Consider the following 19,667-nt stretch of genomic DNA (forward strand, 5'->3'; position numbering starts at 1 on the left):
GGACACGAAAACCAGCGGCACCTCACACAATATGGCAGAGACTTTTTCCCTCCCTACAGAGTCCATTCTCCCCAGCCCGTTGATCGTGGTGGAGGATGAGCCGTTGATCCGCAATCGGCTGGAAAGCATTTTGCATGGCCTCGGATATGCGGATGATGCTCTCATCTTTGCTGCAACCCTGGGGCAGGCACGTGCCCGGCTGGCGGAGCATCCGGTCGCCATGGCACTGGTGGATCTGGGCTTGCCCGACGGCAGCGGCATAGAGCTGATCAGCCAATTGCGCGCCGCCGACCCCGGCATGGGCATTCTGGTCATCTCCGCCTGGAGCACCGAGGACGCCATTCTGTCGGCGCTGCGTGCCGGGGCCAACGGCTATGTGCTCAAGGAGCGCGACGACCTGGAAGTCACCCTGTCCATACGCAGCGTGCTGCGTGGTGGCGCCCCCATCGACCCTTTCATTGCACGGCGCATCATTGCCGAGTTGCAGCCTTCCCAGCCCACGGAAGCGCACAAGGAGATGCCGCCTGAAGCCATACTCAGCGCCCGCGAAATCCAGATCCTCAAGCTGGTCGCAGACGGCATGACCAACCGGGAGATCGCAGAGTCGCTCTTTCTGTCGCGCTACACCGTGGAATGCCATGTGAAAAACATTTACCGCAAGCTGGCCGTGCCTTCGCGCACCAAGGCGGTCAGCGAGGCCCGGGCACGCGGTTTGCTGAGCTGAATGTTCAAGCGGTCGGCTCTCCTGCTCCGCCTGATATTTGCGCTCGTCATGGGCTTGAGTTGCGGCGTGGCCTGGGCGCAGGAGCTCAGGCCTCAGGACCTGCTCTGTGAACCGCGCATTGTGGCCCGCCAATCGGCCAAGGCACTGCCGGAGGGGCCTCCACCCGATGCGGCCTTGCTGCAATGGGTGGATGTGCCGGGGCTGGATGACTGGAGTCAGCGCTGGCCCGGCTATGACGGTGCCGCCTGGTACCGCATCGATTGGGAGAGCCCCTGCGGGCGCGATCAGCCCGTGGCGCTGGCCGTCGTCAATATCGTGATGGCGGGCGAGGTGTTCGTGAATTCAGAACTGATCTGGCGCGATCAATCGCTGGTGGAGCCGCTGAGTCGCAGCTGGAATATGCCGCGCTACTGGCTGCTGCCCAAGGCGCTGCTCAAGGAACAGGGCAACAGCATCTGGGTGCGCGTCCACGGACTCAGCAGCCAGACGCCAGGCCTGGGGAGGCTGCGCATAGGCCATCCGTCCGAGCTCAGGCAATGGACGGCACAGGCCACCTGGAGCCTACGCACCATTTATATGGTCTGCATCACGGTCAGCCTGGTGCTATGTCTGCTGTTTTCGTTTGCCTGGCTCCATAACCGCAATCAAAAACTCTATGGCTGGTACGCACTCAATCTGATGTGCTGGGCACTGATGCTCTGCTTTATGGTCATGACCGATCCCTGGCCCTTCAGCAGCACGCCGGCCTTTGCCAAGGGAAATCTGCTGGTTTTCATTGCCTTTACCTACACTTTCTGCATTTTTACGCTGCGCTTTGCGGAACTACGCCTCATGCGCCTGGAGCTTACGCTCGCCTGCATATGCAGCCTCAGCGCTGTATTTGCACTGTCTGTGCCCGATGCACAGATAGCGCTGAGCCGGGCCGTCTGGCTGCTGATGTTCTGTCTTTGCGCTTTAGTCTGCCTGCTGTTTCCACTGCGAGCGCTGCAGACACGCACGCCAGCCCACATCGTTTTCAGCCTCTGCTTCGTGCTCTACCTGGCCATCGGCGTGCACGATCTGCTGCTGCTGACCAAGACCCTGGATCACAATCTGACGCTGACTCCCTACACCACCTTGCTGAGCATGCTGGTGATCGCGTGGTTGCTGGGGCGACAGATCGTGTGGAATATGCGCCGCATCGAGCACTTCAACCACGAACTCAGCCTCACCGTCACACAGGCCTGCGACGACCTGAGCCAGACCCTGGAGAGGGAACACCATCTGGCTCTGAGCCACTCCCGCCTGCAGGAACGTCTGCGCATTTCCCAGGATCTGCACGACGGTCTGGGCGGCTCCCTGGTGCGCTCCATTGCCCTGGTCGAGCAAAGCAGCGCCCCTTTGCCCAATGCCCAGGTGTTGTCCATGCTCAAGCTCATGCGTGATGACCTGCGTCAGATGATTGATACCGGCACCAGCACCGCCATTCAGGTTCCCGAGACACCCATGCAGTGGCTTGCTCCGCTGCGCCACCGCTTTGCACGGCTGTTCGAGGAGCTGGACATTCAGGTGAAGTGGTGTCTGCCCGAATACTGGACTCACGCGCCCAGCCCCATTCAGTGCCTGACGCTGACCCGCGTGCTGGAAGAGGCATTGACCAATGTCATCAAGCACAGCCGTGCCAGCCAAGTCCAGGTTCGGCTGGAGATGCCCGATTCCAGGGAGTTGCAGCTGCAGATCGAGGACAACGGCACAGGCTTTGATTTGGATAGCACACAGATCAACAGCATGGGCGTGGGCATGCGCAGCATGCTGGCGCGACTGGAGCGCCTGCAAGGCACTCTGGTCATACAGTCCCGCCCCGGCTGCACCGAGCTGCGGGCCAGCCTGCCACTGTTCGGCAAGGTGCAACGCCACACCGAAGTACAGAGCTCCGTGCCGTCTCCCCAGAGCATCTGGTAACTGCGCTAAGCTTTCTGCATGCCCCTGCTTATCGACGGAACACCGCATGAAGACGGCGTCTTCACCCTTGAGCTGACGCCTGACGCGCCGCACAGACTCAAAACCAGCCCTGGTCAGGGCAGCCTGACCCTTGGCCCCAGAAAGCTGTTGAAAACAGCGGACCTGTGGCTGCCTGTCGACGCCTGCGTGCTCTGGTCCTGCTTTGACCCCTTTGCCACGCCCGCTGGCTCGCCCTGGCCGCGCAGCTTCTACTACACGGGCAATGACAGCGGCTTCTTCACATGGGCGCAGCTGCGCCCTATCGAAAACTTCAGCTGGCACCCGCAGTTGCAGCAGGATGTGCATATCGACGCCAGCCAGTCACAGATTCGCGATCTGAGCATTCATCTGCAAGCGGGCAATCAGGGCCACATCCACCTGAAACTTCCGCAGCAGGGCATGCGCCTTCATCTGCAGGGCAATCTGGAGCAAATCACCGTCACCTCAGGCCTGCCTGAAAGCCTGAGTTTGAGCCCGGCCACCAGCAAGAACCCGGCCGACGATGCCTTCCAGCTGCCCGACATGGGCAGCCTGAAACAGGTCGGCACGCTGGAGCTGCGCAACGGTGCGGGCAAACAAGCTGTTTCGCTGCAAAATCTGTTGCAGTTCTCGAAGCTGGGCTCGCTGTCCCTGTGGGGGAATCACAGCGATCTGGACCAGCTTTCATCATGTACGCAGCTCAAGGCGCTATCACTGCGTTTTATGCGCCATCTGTCAGGACTGCCTGCGCTGCAAACCTGGCCGGAGCTGGACTTCTTCATCGCCTACAACGTGGAAGAGGCCGCTGGCAAACGCCTGCGCCAGCAACTCAAGGACCGTGCCAAGGCACGGCCCTGGGCTGACTACACATCCGTCAGCCAGTTGCGCAAGCCTGAATGGTGGGCCAAAGAATATGGGCGGCCATTTGCGGGATGGCCCGCGGCCCGTGCCAGGATTGCGCATGCGGCTTACGACCTGGCCGAGCAAGAAATCGGCACAGCCAGCAGCCTTGGTCATGTGCAAGCTGCACTGACGGCCTTTGCCGCCCGCTTCAACACGGTCAAGGGCATCGAAACCAGCGAACGTGAAGACCTGGGGCTGGCCGTGCAGCAACTGGCACAACTGCCTGCGGCGCTGTCACTGAAGCTGACGGATGAGCAGGCCCAGCAGTGGTTTGATGAAAACCGCGATTACTAGGATTACGCAGGGTCGACCTGCGCAATGATGCCACCGCCCAGGCAGACATCGCCGTCATAGAGCACGGCGGACTGCCCCGGCGTGACCGCCCATTGCGCTTCGGGAAAGTCCAGACGGAAGCCGGCATCCGTGGCCTGGGAAATCAGCGCGGGCGAATCGGGCTGACGGTAGCGGGTCTTGGAGCCGTAGGCCTTGCCCTCGGCCGGGGCATGGCCGGCCACCCAGCTGATCTGGTCGGCCACCAAGGCATGCGACAGCAGCAGCGGATGGTCATGGCCCTGCACCACGCGCAGAATGTTCTTGTCCATTTCCTTGCGCGCTACAAACCAGGGCGCATGGTCGCCAGCACCACGGGCGGCACCCTTTTCCTTGACGCCGCCAATGCCCAGACCCGAGCGCTGTCCCAGCGTGTAGAAGGACAGGCCCACATGCTTGCCCAGCTTGCGGTTGCGGTCGTCCAGGATGAGACCCGGCTCCTTGCTGATGTAGCGGTTCAGAAAGTCGCGGAACGGGCGCTCGCCGATGAAGCAGATGCCCGTCGAGTCCTTCTTCCTGGCGTTGGGCAGGCCGATCTCTTCGGCAATGCGGCGCACCTCGGTCTTGTGCAGCTCACCCACGGGGAACATGGCCTTGGACAGCTGGGCCTGGTTCAGGCGGTGCAGGAAATAGCTCTGGTCCTTGCTGTTATCCAGGCCCTTGAGCAGCTCGAACAGCTCGGTGGAGGGGTTCTGGCGCACACGTGCATAGTGGCCGGTGGCTATCTTTTCTGCTCCCAGGCGCATGGCGTGGTCCAGAAAGGCCTTGAACTTGATCTCCGCATTGCACAGCACGTCCGGGTTGGGCGTGCGACCAGCCTGGTACTCGCGCAGGAACTCGGCAAACACGCGGTCCTTGTAGTCTGCGGCAAAGTTCACATGCTCGATCTCGATGCCGATCACGTCGGCCACGGCCGCCGCATCGACAAAGTCGATATTCGACGAGCAGTACTCGCTGTCGTCGTCATCTTCCCAGTTCTTCATGAAGATGCCGACGACCTCGTGGCCCTGCTTTTTGAGAAGATAGGCGGTGACAGCGGAATCCACACCGCCAGACAAACCCACCACGACACGCTGCTTGTTGCTCATAGGTATGCGATTATCCCAGCGCCCGTCAACTGCTGCGAGCGTGAGGATTTGCCATGGAACTGCGCCAGCTGCGCTACTTTGTACGAATTGTTGAGCTGGGCTCCATGAGCCGGGCAGCGCTGGATCTGGACATGGTGCAGTCGGCGCTGAGCCAGCAGATCAGCCGCCTGGAGTCCGAACTCTCGACACGGCTGCTGCAGCGCACACCGCGCGGCGTGATTCCTACCGAGGCCGGCCAGGCCTTTTTCCACCAGGCCCAGCTGACCCTGCGCCATGCCCAGCAGGCCATTCACGCGGCCCAGCAAGCGCGGCTGTCGGGTGCCGTCAGCATGGGTCTGTCGCCCACGATTGCCAATGTGCTGGGCCTGCCGCTGATGCGCGCCATGCGCGAGCGCTACCCCGATGTGAGGCTGCACATGGTGTCCGCCCTCTCGGGGCATCTGACAAGTCTTCTCAACGCCAGACAGCTGGATCTGGCTATCCTTTTCGATACGCAGAGCGCCCGGCGCTGGAGCGTGATGCCGCTGCTGGAAGAGCAGCTGTTTCTGATCCAGTCACGCCAGCAACCGGTGGCACCGCAGATTCAGCATGAAGTGCCCATCAGCCTGGAGCAGCTGCAGCAAGTGCCTCTGATCCTGCCCTCGGGCAGCCACGGCCTGCGCAGCTCCATCATGGCCTCGTTCACCAGCGCCGGTTTCCAGTCGCAGATGGCCATGGAGATCGACTCGCTGACCCTGCTGATGGAAGCAGTCGATGCCGGCATGGGCGCCACAGTACAGCCCTGGTCGGCCGTGGGCATGTACCGGGATGCGGCCGAGCGTTTTCAGTGGTCACAGATCGCCGATGACTCGGTGCGGCGCAAGGCCGCGCTGTGCAGCCTGTCGGACGACGAGCTCTCGCCCGCCGCCCTGGCGGCACGCGTTGTCTTGACGGACTGCGCCAGGCAGCTGGTGCGCTCAGGAGTGTGGCGGGGAGCATCGCTGACGGATTGAGCCCCCGTCTTCCGGGCAGAGGATGAATGCAGCGCCGGCCTTCCATGGGCGACGCCGGAAAATCAAGGATCAGGCCTTACGTAATTTCCACAGCAACTTTGTTGCCATGTGAAGCTCATACCTAGTGGCAAACCTAGATCTTCATTACAACATTGCTGTTGCGCCCCCTGGGCCGCATCTCGACATCCAACTTGCATCACGCCGGCGGCGCCAGCCTACAGCGGGTGCGAGTGCGTTTTTTTAATATGAGCCTTGGCTCGTGCTGGATGTGAAGTGCGCTTCAGGACAGCCAGCCAAAACCAAGGTTCATTTATGACATCTCTCGATATTCAGTTGCTGCTGACCGCCCTGGCCAGCGTGCTGGTGCTGGTCGCCTTGATCGTGTCACGCATCAAGCTGCACCCGCTGCTGGCCCTGCTCATCGTCTCGGTCGGCGTCGGCTTTGCCACCGGCATGGATCCGGAAACCATCGTCAAGCAACTGACCAACGGTGCGGGCAAAACACTGGGAGCCGTAGGGGTCGTGATCGCGCTGGGAGCCATGCTAGGCAAGATCCTGGCCGATGCCGGCATCACCGAGCAGATCGCCGAAGCCATTCTCAGGCACTCCTCCGATCGCATGATCCCCTGGGCCATGACCCTGGTGGCCTTCATCGTCGGCATCCCGATGTTCTTCGAAGTCGGCCTGGTGGTCATGCTGCCGCTGATCTTCAGCGTGGCGCGCAAGCTGGAAGGTCAGGCCCGCTTCAAGGGCTCGGCCTATGTCTACGTCGGCGTGCCCGTAATCTCGGCACTGGCGGCCATGCACGGCATGGTTCCGCCCCACCCCGGCCCCCTGACTGCCATCGCAACCCTCAAGACCACGGTCGGCCCGACCATGCTGTACGGCTTTCTGGCGGCCATTCCGGCCATGGTGCTCGGCGGCCCGCTCTATGGCGCGTTCATCGCCCCGCGCATGAGCACCAAGCCCGACCAGGCCTTGCTGGACCAGTTCACCATCACCGAGAAAGCCACTGCCGGCTCGCAGCCCAGCATCGCCCTGGGCGTGCTGGCAGCCCTGCTGCCCGCCATTCTGATGCTGATCCATGCCGTCGCCGAAATGCTGCTGCCCAAGGACGCGGCAGCCATGCATGTGGCCAGCTTTCTGGGCAATCCCCTGATCGCCATGCTGCTGGGCGTGCTGTTCGCCATCGTGGCCCTGGTCATGGCGCGCGGCGGCGACACCGAAAAGCTGCGCGACGCGCTGGGCAAGAGTCTCAAGCCGATTGCCTCCATCATCATGATCATTGCCGGCGGCGGCGCCTTCCAGCAGATGCTGACCAGTGCCAAGGTCGGTGATGCCATCGTCCATCTGACCCAGCAATTCGCCTTCCCGCCGCTGATCCTGGGCTGGCTGATCGCCATGCTGCTGTCCGTCTCCACCGGCTCGGCCACCGTGGGCATCGTGGGCGCGGCCGGTCTGCTGGCGCCGCTGGCAGGGGCCGACCCCAGCCTGAACTTGCCCCTGCTGGCCCTGTCCATCGGCTGCGGCTCGCTGTTCTTCAACTATGCCAACCACGCTGGCTTCTGGATGGTCAAGGAGTCCTTCGGCATGACCATGGGCGAAGCCACCAAGACCATCTCGGTCGTGCAGTCCATCGTGGCCGTGGTGGGCCTGGTCATGGTGCTGCTCTTCAACGCGCTCATCACCGTGCATTGAGACCAGCCGTCCAGGCCACCAGGGCTGCAGCGCAGCGGCCCTGGTGCCTGCCGCCGGACCGCAGTCCGTGGCGCATGACCGCATCTTGCTGCCTTCCGCCTGCGGCATAACCAATCCATCACGATTGGTGATACCCCCATCCCCTCGACCCGCTGCACGGGTGAGGCGGTGCTCACTACAGTGGCGTTCAACCCCAATCTGACCCTGTCAACCGCGCTCCGGCGCGGGGATGGCAGAGGACATCCACCCACGTTGAACCGCTGCAGGCATCGCCCCGTGGCAGCCCATCATGAAAACTGAAGCCTTTGACACCGATGTACTCGTCATCGGTGGTGGCAATGCCGCCCTGTGCGCCGCACTGATGGCGCGCGAAGCCGGCAGCCGCGTGCTGCTGCTTGAATCCGCTCCGCGCGCCTGGCGTGGAGGCAACTCCGGCCACACCCGCAATCTGCGCTGCATGCACGACGCCCCCCAGGACGTGCTGGTCGAGGCCTATCCCGAAGAAGAATACTGGCAGGACCTGCTCAAGGTCACGGGCGGCATCACCAACGAGCATCTGGCGCGCATGGTGATCCGCGCCTCCTCGACCTGCCGCAACTGGATGCGCAGGCATGGCGTGCACTTCCAGCCACCGCTGTCGGGCGCGCTGCATGTGGCGCGCACCAATGCCTTTTTCATGGGCGGCGGCAAGGCGCTGGTGAATGCCTATTTCCGCAGCGCCGAAAAGCTGGGCGTGGAAATCCGCTACGAGTCGCCCGTGGACAAGCTCGAAATCGAGAACGGCCGCTTCCAGGCTGCCTGGGTCAAAACCAAGGACGGAAGCCAGCGCATCACGGCCAAAAGCTGCGTGCTGGCGGCCGGCGGCTTCGAGTCCAACCGCGAATGGCTGCGCGAGGCCTGGGGCCAGAACGAGCGCGGCGAATGGCCGGCCGACAACTTCATCATCCGCGGCACGGCCTTCAACCAGGGCGTGCTGCTCAAGCACATGCTGCAAGAGCAGCAGGCCGACGGCCTGGGCGATCCCACGCAGGCGCATATGGTGGCCATCGATGCCCGCGCCCCGCTGTACGACGGCGGCATCTGCACGCGCATCGACTGCGTCTCGCTGGGCGTGGTGGTGAACCGCGATGCCCAGCGCTTTTATGACGAGGGCGAGGACTTCTGGCCCAAGCGCTATGCGATCTGGGGCCGCCTGGTAGCCCAGCAACCCGGCCAGACGGCCTACTCCATCATCGACAGCAAGGCCATAGGCCGCTTCATGCCGCCGGTGTTCCCCGGCGTGAAGGCCGACTCCCTGCCCGAGCTGGCGCAGAAGCTGCATCTGGACGTGGACACCTTCATGGCCACGCTCGATGCCTACAACCGCAGCTGCAAGGTCGGGCACTTCGACCATACCGCGCTGGACGACTGCCACACCGAAGGCCTGGCTCCGGCCAAGACGCACTGGGCGCGCCCGCTCGATACCGGCCCTTACTACGGCTATGCACTGCGCCCCGGCGTGACCTTCACCTACCTGGGCCTGAAGGTGGACGACACGGCCGCCGTGCGCTTCAACGACCAACCCAGCCAGAACCTGTTTGTGGCCGGAGAAATGATGGCCGGCAATGTGCTGGGCAAGGGCTACACCGCCGGTGTGGGCATGTCGATCGGCACGGCCTTTGGCCGTATCGCCGGACGCAACGCCGCGCTGGCTGCCGCTGGCAAAGCCGCTATCCGTGGCGCAGTTCAAGACGAGGTCTAAATGAGCATCCAATCCCTGCAAGAACTGGGCAAGGAAGCCCAGACCCTGGCCACCGGCAAGGTCATCCCCATCATTCCTGCACCGACGGAAACCACTGCCGAAGACGAAGTCGCGCGCGTGATGCAGATCTGCAATGCCTGCCGCTATTGCGAAGGTTTTTGCGCCGTGTTCCCGGCCATGACGCGCCGTCTGGAGTTCGGCAAGGCCGATGTGCATTACCTGGCCAATCTCTGCCACAACTGCGGCGCCTGCCTGCATGCCTGCCAGTACGCTCCGCCGCACGAATTCGGCATCAACATCCCCAAGGCCATGGCCGAGGTGCGCGGCCAGACCTATGCCGACTATGCCTGGCCGCCCGCCATGGGCAAGCTCTACCAGAAGAACGGCCTGACCCTGTCCCTGGCACTGGTCGCCGGCCTCTTCCTGTTTTTGGCGCTGGCCGTCGCGGCGCAAGGGGGCATTGGCCAGCTGTGGAGCAGCAATCTGGGCAACAACTTCTACAACCTGTTCCCGCACAATCTGCTGGTCGGCATCTTCGCACCCGTGTTTCTGTTCGTGGTGTTTGCGCTGTTCATGGGCGTGCGCCGCTTCTGGAGGGATGTGAAGCCCGCCACCAGCCATGTGGATGTCAGCGGCCCGGCCGCTGCCGAAGCCACGCACGACGTGCTGCGCCTGAAATACCTGGACGGCGGCCATGGCGACGGCTGCCACAACGAGGACGACGCGTACACGCTCAAGCGCCGCCGCTTCCACCACCTGACCTTCTACGGCTTCATGCTGTGCTTTGCGGCCACGGGCCTGGCCACGGTCTATCACTATGTCTTCGATCTGCCCGCGCCTTACGAGCTGCCCAGCCTGCCAAAGATTCTGGGCGCCCTGGGCGGCGTGAGCCTGATGATCGGCACGGCCGGCCTCTGGTTGCTGAACCGCGCCCGCCATCCGCTGCATGGCGACGCCAAGCAAAAGCCCATGGACCTCGGCTTCATCGCCCTGCTGTTCCTGGTGGCGGCCAGCGGTCTTGCGCTATGGCTGGGCCGCGCCACGCCGGCGCTGGCTCTGCTGCTGTGCCTGCACCTGGGCGCCGTGATCGCTCTGTTTGCCACCCTGCCCTACGGCAAGTTTGCCCACGGCGTGTTCCGTACGGCTGCGCTGCTGCGCCACAACACCGAAAAGCGCGAGCCCAGTCCCATCGGCCTGGGTGCTGATTGAGCGAAGCCCCATGACAGGCACGCCCGCCGTGCCTGCTTTCAAAAAAATCAGCCGGGATACCGGCATTCCTTTCCGACCAAGGAGACATCCCATGATGAACAAACGCCATTTCCTGCGCGCCACGGCCGTGGCCGCCTGCCTGCTGAGCCTGGGCTCGGCGGCGCAGGCCGCCCCCGACTGGCTGCCCAACAAGCCCGTGACGCTGGTCGTGGGCTTTGCCGCTGGTGGAGCCGCCGACGCGGCGGCGCGCATGATTGCCAAGAAGCTGGGCGAGAACATCGGCCAGACCGTGGTGGTGGACAACAAGGGCGGCGCGGGCGGCAATATCGCCCACCAGTTCGTGGCCAAGGCCCCTGCCGACGGCTCGGTGCTGCTGTTCGGCTCCATCGGACCGCTGACGATTGCGCCCCACATCATGAAGGTGGGCTACAACCCCTTCAGCGATCTGGCACCCATCTCGGGCGGCGTGAACTTTCCCAATGTGCTGGTGGTGCACAAGGGCGCGGGCGTGAAGACCCTGGCCGAGTTCGTGGCCAAGGCCAAGAAGAGCCCCGGCAGCGTGGACTATGCCTCCACCGGCGCGGGCTCGGCCTCGCACCTGGCGGGCGAGTTGTTCAACCAGCGCGCCGGCGTGGAGATGGTGCATGTGCCCTACAAGGGCGGCGCACCGGCCCTGCAGGACCTGCTGGGCGAGCGCGTCACTTCCTACTTCGCCGCGCCCCCGACGGCCCTGCCGCATATCGAGACCGGCAAGCTGATTCCGCTGGCCACCACGGGCCTGACGCGCCCCGCCTACATGCCCAATATCCCCACCGTGGCCGAAGCGGGCTTCCCCGGCTTCGAGGCGCTGAACTGGTATGCCTTCGTCGCTCCCGGCAAGACCCCCACGCCTGTGCTGGACCGCTGGAACCTGGAGATCGTCAAGGTGCTCAAGGACCCCGGCGTGGCCGAGGCGCTCAAGGTCCACGGCCTGACACCCCAGCCCACAACCCGCACCGAGTTCGCAGCCTTCATGAAGAAGGAATACGAGCAATGGGGCAAGGTGGTCAAGGAACGCAAGATCACCCAGAACTGAGAGCACGACCCGGCTCGCGCCGATGCATAAGGCATGAGTTGGACGCAATCCAGGTCAGGGACGGCGAGCAAGGGCCTCGCCGGCCGCCCAGCGGCTCAGGCGGTGATAGGTTTTTTCTCCACCGGCGCCGCAAAGCCCACGCACAGACGGTTCCAGACATTGATGCAGCCGATGGCGTAGCTGAGCTCCACGATTTCGCGCTCGCTGAAGTAGGGGCGCAGGGCCTCGAAGTCCTGCTGTCCGGGATGGGCCTGGCTCAGCTGGGTGCAGCGCTCGGCCCAGTTCAGCGCGGCGCGCTCGCGCATCTCGAACAAGTCCACCTCGCGCCAGACCACCACGCTGTTGATGCGCTGCAGATCCTCGCCGCGCGACAACAGCTCTCGCACATGCATGTCCACGCAGAAGGCGCAGCCGTTGATCTGCGAGACGCGCAGATAGACCAGCTCCAGCAGTTGCACACCGAGGCTGGAGCGCGCGATCTGGGCGTTGAGGCCGGCCTGCGCCTTGTAGAGCTCAGGGGCCAGCACACGGAAGTCCAGGCGCGGCGTGGGGATGGCGATAGGGTTGGCGATGTCGGCCATGTGAATACTCCTTGAGGGACATTGCAGGCCCGCCCCTGTGGCCGGCCCATACCTCTTAGACGCGGCAGCAGCGCGGTTTGTGACAGGCCCGGTCATCCATCGCCGGTCTATCAATAAACATAGCTGCTAGCGCTTATTGACAAACAAACTCAGCAATAAAACTATCTAAGTCTGTTGATTGACTTGCGCCAGCAGCTATTGTTTTATTCGCCTTCTTCACATTCACCGACAGACGTCGCCCATCAGGCCGCCGGCACCAGCACGCGGGTCAGCTTGTCCGGATTGCGCAGCGTGTAGATGCGCCGGATCAGTCCGTCCTCGACCAGCAGCGTCTGCACCGACTCCACCTGGCCGTCCACGCAGCGCACCAGACCCGGCAGGCCGTTGACCCGCGCCAGATGCAGGGTCTGCTCCTGCCCGTCGCGGCGCAGACGCCGAGCCGTGGCGAAATACAGCAGCGCCAGGCGGCGCCCGGTCTCCAGCACGCGGCCAAAGGATGCCACCTTGCCCCCGCCGTCGCTGATCAGCGCGGCGTCGGGCGCGAAGAGCGCCTGGATCTGCGCCAGATCGCCGCCCCGCGCAGCCTGGGCAAAGCGGCGCAGCAGCTCGGCATGGGCCTGTGCCGGCGCCTCGAAGCGCGGCCGCCCGGCCTTCACATGGGCTCGCGCGCGGTGCACCAGCTGGCGACAGGCGGCCTCGCTGCGGCCCAGCGCCTGGGCCACTTCGGCATAGTCGGCATCGAAGACCTCACGCAGCAAAAAGGCTGCGCGCTCCTCGGGCGTCAGCTGCTCCAGCACGAACAGCAGCGCCGTGGACACATCGTGTGCCTGCTCCAGCAGCTCCTCGGCCGAGGGAGCGGCCTCGGTCCAGGGCTGGACCAGCGGCTCGGGCAGCCAGAAACCCGCATAGTGCTCGCGCTCCACACGCAGGCGCCGCAGCCGGTCTATGGCCAGCCGTGTGGCCGTGGTCACCAGCCAGGCCTCGGGCTGGACAATGGCCAAGCGCTCGCTGTCCTGCCAGCGCAGCCAGACATCCTGCACCAGATCCTCGGCCTCGGCCCGCTGGCCCAGCATGCGATAGGCCAGCCCGAACAGGCGCGGGCGATGGCGCTCGAAATCCTGCAGTCCCGCATCGGCGGACGGCGCAGCGTGGGAAGTGGGGCTCACGTGATGTCTCCTGCAAATAGGCTTGGGGCCAGCCACCCAGTGTGACAGGCACCAAGCCTTAGACGCAGAACGCACCGCTTTTGTGACAACGCAGCCAAAAACTGGCGCACTCCGAGTCAGGGACGCCGAGCAAGAGCCGCCTCGCAGCAAGGCCGTCGTCCCCCTCCGGGGGAAGCGGCGCAGCCGCTCAGGGGGGCCCTCAATACCCCACCGCGCACCCATCCTTGCGCGGATCGGAACCCGCAATGTAGTGCTCGCCGTCGCGCAGCACCAGCTGGGCGCCGCCAAAGGCGAACACGCCGTGGCCGGCCTCGACACTGACCTCATGGCCGCGTGCGCGCAGTTGTTCGACGACGGCGGCATCGAAGGAAGGCTCCACGGCCACGCCCTTGCCGCCGGTCACGCGCCAGCGCGGTGCATCGGCCGCAGCCTGCGGGTTCTGGCCGTAGCGCAGCACGCGCAGGGCCATCTGCAGATGGCCCTGGCTCTGCATGGGTCCGCCCATGACGCCGAACGCCATTTGCGGCGTGCCATCGGCATGCATGGCAAAGGCCGGAATGATGGTGTGCGAGGGACGCTTGCGCGGGCCGACCTGGTTGGCATGACCGGCCTCGGTGGTAAAGCCGTGGCCGCGGTTCTGCAGGCTGATGCCCGTGCCCGGCACAACCACGCCCGAGCCAAAGCCCATGTAGTTGGACTGTATGAAGGAGACCATCATGCCGCTGGCATCGGCCGCCGCCAGGTAGACCGTGCCGCCGGGCCGGGGCGCGCCGCAGCCCGGGGCACCGGCCCGCTTCGGGTCTATGAGACGGGCGCGTTCACGCAGGTAGTCGCGCTCCAGCAGCTGTGCGGGGGTGACGCGCATATGGTCCAGGTCGGCGTTGTACTGGTGCAGGTCGGCAAAGGCCAGCTTCATGGCCTCGATCTGCAGGTGCACGCTGTCCACGCCGTCCAGCGGCTGCGATCCGATCGCATCGCCCCCCGCACCCAGTTCATCGAGCATGCCCAGCGCCATCAGCGCGGCAATGCCCTGACCGTTGGGCGGAATCTCGTGGATCACCGAATCGCCGAACTTCTGCGACACCGTGCCCACCCAGTCGGCCTGGTGCGCGGCCAGGTCTTGCTCGCTCATCACGCCGCCGCAGGCCCGCGCATGCTCGACCATCTTCCTGGCCAGCGCGCCACGGTAAAAGGACTCGCCCAGGGTCTCGGCGATCTCCTCCAGCGTGCGCGCATGGGCTTCGCTCCTGAACACTTCTCCGGCCCGGGGAGCGCGGCCACCCGGCAGAAAGCACTCGGCAAAGCCGGGCTGGTCGCCCAGCTTTTGGCCGCCCAGCTCCCACAGCGTGGCAATGGTGGGCGAGACCGCGAAACCGTGGCGCGCATAGTCGATGGCGGGCTGGGCCACCTGCGCGAAGGGCAGCTTGCCGAAGCGCTTGGACAGCGCCACCCAGGCCGACACGGCACCGGGCACGGTCACGGCATTCCAGCCCTTCTCGGGTATGCCGCCGAGGCGGGCAAAGTAGTCGGGCGTCCAGCCCGCAGGCGAGCGGCCCGAGGCGTTGAGGCCATGCAGCTCCTTGCCGTCCCAGACGATGGCAAAGCCGTCGCTGCCAATGCCGCAGCCCGTGGGCTCGACCACCGTGAGCGTCATCGCCGCGGCCAGCGCCGCATCCACGGCGTTGCCGCCGGCCAGCAGCATGGAGAGGCCGGCCTGCGCGGCCAGCGGCTGCGAAGTGCTGACCACATTGCGCCCCAGCACCGGCGAGCGGTGCGAGGCATAGGGAAGCGTCCAGTCCTTGACGAGGTTGGTCATATATCTAAGTCCGATCAGTGATTCATGGGCGCCGCGCATAAGGCTGGCACCTCCAACGGCGCACGCCGAGCAAGGGCCGCCCTGCAGCGAGGGCGTGGACCCCCTCTGAGGGGGAGGGCGCGGGGCCACCCAGGCGAAGCAACTCAGGGGGTGTTTTATTCCAAAGTAATGTGGTTGTCCCGGATGACCTTGGCCCAGCGCGCGCTGTCGGCCTGCACCATGGCGGCAAACTGCGCGGGGGTCTGCGGCTTGGCGGGCTCCACACCCTGCTTGGCCAGGCTGGCGATCACCTCGGGATTCTGGATGGCGCGGTTGAAGGCCTGGTTGATCCGTCCGACCAGCTCGGGCTTCATGCCGGCCGGGCCGTAGAGGCCGAACCAGGTGACCGAGGAATAGCCCGGCAGGCCCGATTCGGCCACCGTGGGCAGATTCGGAGCCAGCGTGCTGCGCCTGTCGCCGGTCACGGCCAGGGCGCGCAAGCGGCCGCTGGCCACATGGGGCATGCCCGTGGGGATGGAGTCGAACAGCAGGTGAACCTGGCCTGCCGCCAGATCGGTGATCGACTGGGCCGTGCCCTTGTAGGGCACATGGGCGAGCTGTAGGCCGGCCTGCGCAGCAAAGGCGGCGGTGTTCAGGTGCACGATGGTGCCGTTGCCGCTGGTGGCGTAGTTGAGCTTGCCGGGGTTGGCCTTGGCATAGGCGATCAGCTCCTGCACGCTCTTGACCGGCAGCGAGGGCGTGACCAGCAGCACGCTGGCCGCGTCCGCCGTATGCGCGATGGGACTGAAGTCCTTGTCCGCCTTGTAGGCCAGCCTGGGCATCAGATGCGGCGAGATGGCATGCGTGCTGCTAGTGGTGAACAGCAGCGTGTAGCCGTCGGCCGCCGCCTTGGCAGCCTCGGCCGTGCCTATGGTGCCGCCAGCGCCGGGCCGGTTGTCGATGACCAGTTGCTGGCCCAGCTCCTGCGATACGCGCTGCGCGATCACGCGTGCCACCAGATCGGTAGCACCGCTGGCCGGAAACGGCACGATCACGCGCACCGGTCGGCTGGGCCAGGCGGCCTCGCTCTGGGCCAGGGCCGGCAAGGCCAGCAAGCCGCCGGCCACGGCCGCAGCGGCCTGGAGCCACTGGCGACGCGTCGTTGAAACAGTAAACCGTGCCCGCATGGCAACTCCCGCAAAAATGGAGGGCTGGCCGCTGCCTGGCGACCATCGAACGGGAGATCTTAGAAAACCGGGGCATTTGCCGCTATCGGCAAATTTGCAAGCCATCGTTGCCAAAACAGCAAACCGGGCACAATGACCCTCTACCGCCACCGCCTGCCATGCCCGAGTCCCGCCATTTGCTGCTCCAAGACACCGCGCTGCGCTACTTCCACGAAGTCGCGCAATGCGGCTCGCTGAGCGAGGCCTCGGCAAGGCTGCATGTGGCGGCCTCGGCCATCAGCCGCCAGATCGCGGCGCTGGAGGCGCGCCTGGGAACGCCGCTGTTCGAGCGCCACCCGCGCGGCATGGTGCTCAACGCCGCCGGCGAGATCCTGGCCGATCATGCGCGCCGCGCGGGGCTGGACGCGGAGCGCGCTCTGGACGAGATCAAGGCCTTGCAGGGCCTGCGCAGCGGCAAGGTGCGCATTGCCAGCTCCGATGCCTTCGCCAGCGAATTCCTGCCGCGCCTGTGCGCGGCCTTCCAGCGCGAGCACAGCGGCATCGTCTTCGAGGTAACGGTGCTTCCCACGCACGAGGTTTCCGGGGCCGTGCGCACCGGCATCGCCGACATAGGCCTGTGTTTCAGCCGGGCCCCCGAGCCCGGCATCGCCGTCGCCTGCCGCGTGGCCGCGCCCGTGCTGGCGCTGGTGGCATCCAGCCATGAGCTGGCGCAAGAGCGCAGCGTGGCACTGGCCAGGCTGGTGCGCTATCCGCTGGCACTGACGCCGCCCAGCACGGCCGTGCGCCAGTTGCTGGACGCAGCCTGCAGCCGCCAGGGGCTGATGCTGGCTCCGGCCCTGGAGAGCAATCACGGCAAGACGCTGCTGAACTTTGCGGCCCAGGGCACGGCGGTTGCCGTGGCCAGCGAAATCGCCGCCCGCGACATGGTGGCCACAGGCGCGCTCGTGGCCGTGGCGCTCAGCGACCGCGGCATGGATCTGCGCGATATCGAGGTGCAGACCCTGGCCGGCCGCACGCTGCCGCATGCGGCGCAGTCCTTTCTGGAGCTTTTGCAGCTGCGCCTGCCCGCCGCCTGGTGAAAAGAAGGCCGCTCACGCCGGCTCAATCCGCCTTGGGGCGCAGCACCAGCCAGAGCGACAGCGCAATCAGCCCGCCTCCCATGGCATGTGCAACGGTCAAGGACTCGTCGAGCAGGACCCAGCCCCAGAACACGGCAAACACGGGCACGATGAAGGTCACGGTCAGCGCCTTCTGCGGGCCCTCGTCGGCAATCAGCCTGAAGTAAAGCACATAGGCCAGCGCCGTGCTCAACAGGCCCAGCAGCGCCACATTGCCCCATGCCAGCAGCGGCGCGGCCTGCAGCCTGGCCAGCATGTCGGGCTCCAGCGCGATGTCGATGAGCAGCGCCGGCGCCAGCACCATCAATGCACCGAGCTGGCTGATGAAAACGGCAGCGCGCGTGTCCACGCTCGCATCGGCACCCACAAGCCTGAGCGTCAGATAGCTGGAAAACGCATAGCAGACCGTGGCAACAAAACAGGCCGCCATGCCGCCCAGCACGGCGGTGCTGAGATCCAGCGGCCCGGCCTGGGCCAGCACGGCCACGCCGCCAATCCCCAGTACCACGGCAGCCACGCGCGCGGGCGTGATCGCCTCGGCAAACACCAGCGCCCCCACCACGGTAGCCACCAGCGGCGTGGCGGCATTGAAGATGGCGCTATAGCCCGATGGCAGCACCTGTGCCGCCAGCGCGTACATGAGAAAGGGGATGCCGGAATTGATGGCACCCAGCCCCAGCAAGGGCCAAAGATAGCGTCCCAGCCTGGGCCGGAAACCCATGGCAAACAACGCAGCGCCAAGGCCCAGCGCCGAAAACAGGCCGCGTCCCAAAGCCGTGGGCACAGCCCCCAGATGGGGTACGGCCACGCGCATGAATAAAAAACTGCCGCCCCAGAGGGCGGACAGTGTCATGAGTCGGATCAGGCTGGCTACAGACATACAGGGCATTGTGCACAGCCTCGGCCTGCATGCCAGTCACAACAACTGCATGCCGCAATCAGTGAAGCTGCACCAGTACATCGTCCAGCGTGGCACCGGCCTCTTCAGGTACCGGGCGCGTCAGCTGCGGCACCTTGTAGATGCTGGCATCGGCATGGATGAGGCCTATGTCATAGCGCTGGCCGGCCAGATAATCGCCCACAGACTCCAGCACGATGGGGCTGCGGTGCAGATGCTCGGTGGCCTTGAGCTCGTCGAGCGAAAGCCAGACGCTGCGCACGATGCCGTCGTCCAGATGGCGCTGGGCATGGTGCATGCCCAGATCGCCCGTGAAGGCAAAGCGCAGATAGGTGATGTCCGAGCCCGTGCGCGTGCGCACAAAGCGGTTCATGTAGATGCCGACCAGGGCCGTGGGCGTGAAGTTGTAGGCCGTCTCTTCCATGACTTCGCGCACACAGGCATCGACAGGGCTTTCGGAAGGGTCGAGATGACCGGCCGGCGTGTTCAGACGCAGTCCATCCGCCGTTTGTTCTTCCACCAGCAAAAAACGGCCATCGCGTTCGATGATGGCCGAGACAGTCACATTGGGTTTCCAGCGATTGGGCATGGCCGGCATTATCCTTGCCCCAACCCGACGATGTGTCAGATAAATCCCACCATATAGAGCGCACCATCGCCATAACTGTCCAAATGTTGTTGTTGCACAGCATTTGTCACGGACTGGACCGCATAGCCTTGACGCTCCCAGTAAAGCCGTGAGCCCTGTACCGAAACCAGTGCCGTGCGCTGCACGCCGCGCGCTCTGGCCTGGGCCTTCAGGGCCTGGACCATGCGCCCCGCCAAGCCCTGGCCGGCGGCAGCCTCGGACACGGCCATATCGTGCAGATAGAGCACGCTGGCGTCGTCATAGTCGGCAAAGTCGCCGTTGAGCGGCGTGATGGCCCCGGGGCGCGACCAGTAGGCGGCCAGATAGGCCACCAGCTCGCCCCCTTGCTCGGCCGCCCAGGAACAATGCCCGGCGGTGCGCAAACGGCGCACAAACACCTCGCGCGGCTCGGCAAAGTCCGCGCCATAGCAATGCTCCTGTATGCGCAGCAGGGCATCCACATCATCCACGCCCAGCGCGCGCAGCTGGATTGGCATCGACTCCGGCATCAAAAACTCTCAAATCAATAGCTGTCAGCGCTTATCAGGCAATGGCTGACGGCCAATTTCAATCAA

General features: G+C 64.8%; 17 protein-coding genes. 9 read left to right on the forward strand and 8 right to left on the reverse strand.

Translation table 11 applies throughout. From position 1 onward, the window contains the following. Positions 1-31 precede the first annotated feature (31 nt). From AC1RTQ_RS16555 to AC1RTQ_RS16565, 3 genes are read left to right on the forward strand one after another with little or no spacing between them, the layout of a single operon-like run. Positions 32-724 carry a LuxR C-terminal-related transcriptional regulator gene (locus tag AC1RTQ_RS16555; protein ID WP_034347946.1) on the forward strand — a complete coding sequence of 231 codons (693 nt, stop codon included), beginning with the start codon at positions 32-34 and terminating at the stop codon, positions 722-724. A gap of 48 nt (positions 725-772) precedes the next feature. Continuing rightward, positions 773-2,665, forward strand: coding sequence for a sensor histidine kinase (locus AC1RTQ_RS16560; RefSeq protein WP_492877310.1), 1,893 nt, complete (start codon positions 773-775; stop codon positions 2,663-2,665). A gap of 18 nt (positions 2,666-2,683) precedes the next feature. Beyond that, the gene (locus AC1RTQ_RS16565) at positions 2,684-3,880 is read left to right on the forward strand and encodes a transcriptional regulator (protein WP_492877312.1); all 1,197 of its coding nucleotides are present in this window, start codon (positions 2,684-2,686) and stop codon (positions 3,878-3,880) included. A 2-nt stretch (positions 3,881-3,882) separates the two neighbouring features. Here the strand turns inward: AC1RTQ_RS16565 and mnmA are convergent, their stop codons facing one another. Then, positions 3,883-5,004 carry a tRNA 2-thiouridine(34) synthase MnmA gene (gene mnmA, locus AC1RTQ_RS16570; protein WP_302092558.1) on the reverse strand — a complete coding sequence of 374 codons (1,122 nt, stop codon included), beginning with the start codon at positions 5,002-5,004 and terminating at the stop codon, positions 3,883-3,885. Positions 5,005-5,057: 53 nt separating this feature from the next. Here mnmA and AC1RTQ_RS16575 point away from each other — a divergent pair, with 53 nt between their 5' ends. The 5 genes from AC1RTQ_RS16575 (at position 5,058) to AC1RTQ_RS16595 (ending at position 11,719) form a co-directional block, all read left to right on the forward strand. Next, positions 5,058-5,996, forward strand: a complete 939-nt coding sequence (locus tag AC1RTQ_RS16575; RefSeq protein ID WP_302092559.1) for a LysR family transcriptional regulator — start codon at positions 5,058-5,060, stop codon at positions 5,994-5,996. A 312-nt stretch (positions 5,997-6,308) separates the two neighbouring features. Beyond that, positions 6,309-7,694, forward strand: coding sequence for a GntP family permease (locus AC1RTQ_RS16580; RefSeq protein WP_302092560.1), 1,386 nt, complete (start codon positions 6,309-6,311; stop codon positions 7,692-7,694). A 289-nt stretch (positions 7,695-7,983) separates the two neighbouring features. Beyond that, entirely contained in the window at positions 7,984-9,435 is a 1,452-nt protein-coding gene (gene tcuA, locus AC1RTQ_RS16585; protein ID WP_492877315.1) for an FAD-dependent tricarballylate dehydrogenase TcuA, read from the forward strand. Next, on the forward strand, positions 9,436-10,644 hold the full coding sequence (gene tcuB / locus AC1RTQ_RS16590; RefSeq protein ID WP_492877317.1) for a tricarballylate utilization 4Fe-4S protein TcuB: 1,209 nt from the start codon (positions 9,436-9,438) through the stop codon (positions 10,642-10,644). Positions 10,645-10,735: 91 nt separating this feature from the next. Further along, complete coding sequence (locus AC1RTQ_RS16595) at positions 10,736-11,719, forward strand: Bug family tripartite tricarboxylate transporter substrate binding protein (RefSeq protein WP_302092563.1); 984 nt, start codon at positions 10,736-10,738, stop codon at positions 11,717-11,719. Between the two features lie 95 nt (positions 11,720-11,814). Here AC1RTQ_RS16595 and AC1RTQ_RS16600 read toward each other — a convergent pair whose 3' ends face one another. The 4 genes from AC1RTQ_RS16600 to AC1RTQ_RS16615 form a co-directional block, all read right to left on the reverse strand. Then, a complete protein-coding gene (locus tag AC1RTQ_RS16600; protein ID WP_492877319.1) occupies positions 11,815-12,300 on the reverse strand; it encodes a carboxymuconolactone decarboxylase family protein in 486 nt (161 codons plus the stop codon). 242 nt (positions 12,301-12,542) lie between these two features. Further along, the gene (gene sigJ, locus AC1RTQ_RS16605; RefSeq protein WP_409812088.1) at positions 12,543-13,466 is read right to left on the reverse strand and encodes an RNA polymerase sigma factor SigJ; all 924 of its coding nucleotides are present in this window, start codon (positions 13,464-13,466) and stop codon (positions 12,543-12,545) included. A 199-nt stretch (positions 13,467-13,665) separates the two neighbouring features. Then, a complete protein-coding gene (locus AC1RTQ_RS16610; RefSeq protein ID WP_492877321.1) occupies positions 13,666-15,282 on the reverse strand; it encodes a gamma-glutamyltransferase family protein in 1,617 nt (538 codons plus the stop codon). A gap of 155 nt (positions 15,283-15,437) precedes the next feature. Next, positions 15,438-16,448, reverse strand: coding sequence for a Bug family tripartite tricarboxylate transporter substrate binding protein (locus AC1RTQ_RS16615; protein WP_492877322.1), 1,011 nt, complete (start codon positions 16,446-16,448; stop codon positions 15,438-15,440). 158 nt (positions 16,449-16,606) lie between these two features. On the opposite strand from AC1RTQ_RS16615, the gene AC1RTQ_RS16620 reads away from it, so the two are divergent. Then, on the forward strand, positions 16,607-17,527 hold the full coding sequence (locus AC1RTQ_RS16620; RefSeq protein WP_409812085.1) for a LysR family transcriptional regulator: 921 nt from the start codon (positions 16,607-16,609) through the stop codon (positions 17,525-17,527). A gap of 22 nt (positions 17,528-17,549) precedes the next feature. Here AC1RTQ_RS16620 and AC1RTQ_RS16625 read toward each other — a convergent pair whose 3' ends face one another. From AC1RTQ_RS16625 to AC1RTQ_RS16635, 3 genes are read right to left on the reverse strand one after another with little or no spacing between them, the layout of a single operon-like run. After that, complete coding sequence (locus AC1RTQ_RS16625; RefSeq protein WP_492877323.1) at positions 17,550-18,446, reverse strand: DMT family transporter; 897 nt, start codon at positions 18,444-18,446, stop codon at positions 17,550-17,552. A gap of 58 nt (positions 18,447-18,504) precedes the next feature. Then, entirely contained in the window at positions 18,505-19,062 is a 558-nt protein-coding gene (locus AC1RTQ_RS16630; RefSeq protein ID WP_304351675.1) for an NUDIX hydrolase, read from the reverse strand. 26 nt (positions 19,063-19,088) lie between these two features. Beyond that, on the reverse strand, positions 19,089-19,601 hold the full coding sequence (locus AC1RTQ_RS16635) for a GNAT family N-acetyltransferase (RefSeq protein WP_492877324.1): 513 nt from the start codon (positions 19,599-19,601) through the stop codon (positions 19,089-19,091). Positions 19,602-19,667: the final 66 nt, after the last annotated feature.

Source organism: Comamonas sp. GW821-FHT11H03 (genome assembly GCF_058807955.1).

Excerpts from the sequence above, each read along its gene's own strand:
- AC1RTQ_RS16555 (WP_034347946.1), top strand. The coding sequence starts at position 32 with ATGGCAGAGACTTTTTCCCTCCCTACAGAGTCCATTCTCCCCAGCCCG.
- AC1RTQ_RS16560 (WP_492877310.1), top strand. The coding sequence starts at position 773 with ATGGGCTTGAGTTGCGGCGTGGCCTGGGCGCAGGAGCTCAGGCCTCAG.
- AC1RTQ_RS16565 (WP_492877312.1), top strand. The coding sequence starts at position 2,684 with ATGCCCCTGCTTATCGACGGAACACCGCATGAAGACGGCGTCTTCACC.
- mnmA (WP_302092558.1), bottom strand. The coding sequence starts at position 5,004 with ATGAGCAACAAGCAGCGTGTCGTGGTGGGTTTGTCTGGCGGTGTGGAT.
- AC1RTQ_RS16575 (WP_302092559.1), top strand. The coding sequence starts at position 5,058 with ATGGAACTGCGCCAGCTGCGCTACTTTGTACGAATTGTTGAGCTGGGC.
- AC1RTQ_RS16580 (WP_302092560.1), top strand. The coding sequence starts at position 6,309 with ATGACATCTCTCGATATTCAGTTGCTGCTGACCGCCCTGGCCAGCGTG.
- tcuA (WP_492877315.1), top strand. The coding sequence starts at position 7,984 with ATGAAAACTGAAGCCTTTGACACCGATGTACTCGTCATCGGTGGTGGC.
- tcuB (WP_492877317.1), top strand. The coding sequence starts at position 9,436 with ATGAGCATCCAATCCCTGCAAGAACTGGGCAAGGAAGCCCAGACCCTG.
- AC1RTQ_RS16595 (WP_302092563.1), top strand. The coding sequence starts at position 10,736 with ATGATGAACAAACGCCATTTCCTGCGCGCCACGGCCGTGGCCGCCTGC.
- AC1RTQ_RS16600 (WP_492877319.1), bottom strand. The coding sequence starts at position 12,300 with ATGGCCGACATCGCCAACCCTATCGCCATCCCCACGCCGCGCCTGGAC.
- AC1RTQ_RS16610 (WP_492877321.1), bottom strand. The coding sequence starts at position 15,282 with ATGACCAACCTCGTCAAGGACTGGACGCTTCCCTATGCCTCGCACCGC.
- AC1RTQ_RS16615 (WP_492877322.1), bottom strand. The coding sequence starts at position 16,448 with ATGCGGGCACGGTTTACTGTTTCAACGACGCGTCGCCAGTGGCTCCAG.
- AC1RTQ_RS16620 (WP_409812085.1), top strand. The coding sequence starts at position 16,607 with ATGCCCGAGTCCCGCCATTTGCTGCTCCAAGACACCGCGCTGCGCTAC.
- AC1RTQ_RS16625 (WP_492877323.1), bottom strand. The coding sequence starts at position 18,446 with ATGTCTGTAGCCAGCCTGATCCGACTCATGACACTGTCCGCCCTCTGG.
- AC1RTQ_RS16630 (WP_304351675.1), bottom strand. The coding sequence starts at position 19,062 with ATGCCGGCCATGCCCAATCGCTGGAAACCCAATGTGACTGTCTCGGCC.
- AC1RTQ_RS16635 (WP_492877324.1), bottom strand. The coding sequence starts at position 19,601 with ATGCCGGAGTCGATGCCAATCCAGCTGCGCGCGCTGGGCGTGGATGAT.